This window comes from Psychrobacillus sp., from assembly GCF_056205495.1.
This window is the reverse complement of sequence record NZ_JBAEAP010000387.1, coordinates 1-2,542: the sequence shown is the minus strand read 5'-3', so window position 1 is coordinate 2,542 and position 2,542 is coordinate 1. Positions and strand designations below refer to the sequence as shown.

Annotated in this window: 2 protein-coding genes; both read left to right on the top strand. The window is 38.4% G+C overall.

Going from position 1 to position 2,542, the window contains the following annotated elements:
- On the top strand, positions 1-636 hold a 636-nt coding region (secF, locus tag AC06OU_RS11545; RefSeq protein ID WP_475855919.1), incomplete at its 5' end, for a protein translocase subunit SecF.
- A gap of 115 nt (positions 637-751) precedes the next feature.
- Positions 752-2,542: single-stranded-DNA-specific exonuclease RecJ (recJ, locus tag AC06OU_RS11540; RefSeq protein WP_475855917.1), on the top strand; the 1,791-nt coding region annotated here is incomplete at its 3' end.

The window sequence follows — 2,542 nt, the reverse complement described above, 5'->3', positions numbered from 1 at the left end:
GATATTAAGGAACAATTTGGAGCAGAGCCACAAGTAAGTACAGTTTCACCTACGGTAGGTACGGAACTTGCTGCAAATGCAATGAAAGCATTGTTTTTCGCTGCGTTAGGTATAGTAATTTATGTGGCGTTTCGCTTTGAGTGGCGTATGGGTCTTGCAGCTATAGCTTCCTTACTCCACGATGTTTTCCTAATGGTTGCTATTTTTAGTATTTTACGTTTGGAAGTAGACATTACCTTTATCGCAGCTATATTAACGATAGTAGGTTATTCGATAAATGATACGATTGTAACGTTTGATAGAATTAGGGAAAATCTCCATCGTAGTAAAACTATTACTACCGAAGAAGAACTTGCTTCTATCGTTAACAAGTCACTTCGACAAACTTTAGGGCGTTCAGTTAATACTGTATTGACTGTGGTACTTGTAGTAGTAGCATTATTATTGTTTGGTGCAGAAGGTATACGAAACTTCTCTATTGCACTGTTAATTGGTTTAATAGCAGGAACATATTCATCTCTATTTATCGCAACTCAAATCTGGTTTGACCTAAAAGCTAGAGAGCTACGTAAAACAGGTGGTATTAAAGTGGATAAAGAAGAGAAAAAATGGGGTTCAGATGAGCCAGTAGTATAATGAAACAAAATAAGGGTGCGGGGTATTTTATACTCTGCCCCTTTTTTCTTTGCAGTAATATATTCAACCTTTCTTGTTTTATACGTTATAATAACTATTAAGGAAGTGAAGAAAAATGATACAATCACAAAAAAGATGGAGAATATCTAGGCCCAATGACGAACTAGTTAATACGTTCGAAAAAGAGCTAACTATACCTCGCGTTTGTGCGAAAGTACTAGTCTCTAGGGGTTTTAATAGTGTAGAAGATGCTAAGAGCTTTTTATATATAACGGAAGAACATATACATGACCCATTTCTCTTTGAAGGAATGGAGAAATTAGTAGAAAGAGTACATCAAGCAATAGATACTGATGAAAAAATCATGATTTACGGCGATTACGATGCAGACGGAATAACAAGTACTACTGTCATGATGAAAACATTGGAGGCCCTTGGTGCCGATGTTATTTTTAAGATTCCTAACAGATTTATAGACGGCTATGGACCAAGTGAGCGTTTATTCCAACAAGCTTTTGATGAAGGTGTCAAACTTATCATTACAGTCGACAATGGGATATCAGGGATTCAACAGATTCAGTTTGCAAAAGATTTAGGGATGGATGTCATTGTTACGGATCACCATGAACCAGGCGATGTGCTTCCAGCGGCAGATGTTATCATACATCCTGGTTTAAAAGATACAAGATATCCTTTTTCTCATTTAGCAGGCGTAGGAGTAGCTTTTAAAGTTGCTCATGCATTACTTGGTGAAATACCTAAAGACTTGTTTTATTTAGTAGCTATCGGTACAATTGCTGACCTTGTATCGGTTAAGGGAGAAAATCGATACTTCGTACAAGAAGGTATTAAGCAAATGAGAAAAACTACCAACATAGCAATAGAAGCGTTAGCAAATGTCAGTGGCGTAGAAATAAACACGATCAATGAAGAAACGATAGGTTTTATGTTCGGACCACGTATTAATGCTGTTGGTCGACTTGGTGATGCAGCTCCAGGAGTTGAGTTATTCATAACGGAAGATTCAAATCGAGCACTTGCGCTTGCCAACATGCTAAATGATAAAAATAAGGAAAGACAAGCTATTGTTAAGCAAATCACAGATGAAGCGGTGGAACTCCTAGAGCAAAACTATACTATCGACGGTCCTAGTGTCATCGTTGTTGGTAAGGAAGGGTGGAACCCTGGTGTATTAGGAATAGTCGCTTCGAAATTAGTAGAGAAATATTATCGTCCGACAATTGTTCTCGGATTTGATCCGGAAAAGCAAATTGCTAAAGGCTCTGCACGCAGTATCGAAGGCTTCCATATGTACAACGAATTAGCTAAGAATAGTGATATTGTCTCTCATTTTGGGGGTCACCCGATGGCGGCAGGTATGACGTTTCCGCTTGAACATGTAGATGAGTTTAGAGAGAGGCTCAATGAGCAGGCAAGAGAATGCTTAACAGAGGAACAGTTAATACCTGTAGTATCGATAGACGTACCATTAGAAATGGATGAAATCTCTACCGAGTCCATACAGTCCATTCAACGTCTATCTCCATTTGGAATGGGTTTTGCTAAGCCAGTGTATTGTATAGAAAATATAACAGTAAACTCGGTAAAAAAGATTGGGTCTGCTCAAAATCATGTCAAAATGGAGCTAATGCAGGGCGCAGTCGTGTTAGATGCGGTTGGTTTTGGAAAAGGAGAGCTAGCTGATGAGATAGCACCAGCTACGAAGTTATCTTTTATAGGGGACTTGCAAATTAACGAGTGGAATGGTCGAAAGAAACCTCAGCTTATGATACAGGATGCTAGAACAAATGAGTGGCAGTTGTTTGATATACGTGGTGTAAGACAAGTAAATAGATGGTTACCAACCATTCCCGTTTCTCAGACTGTTTTTGTATGTTTTAACAAA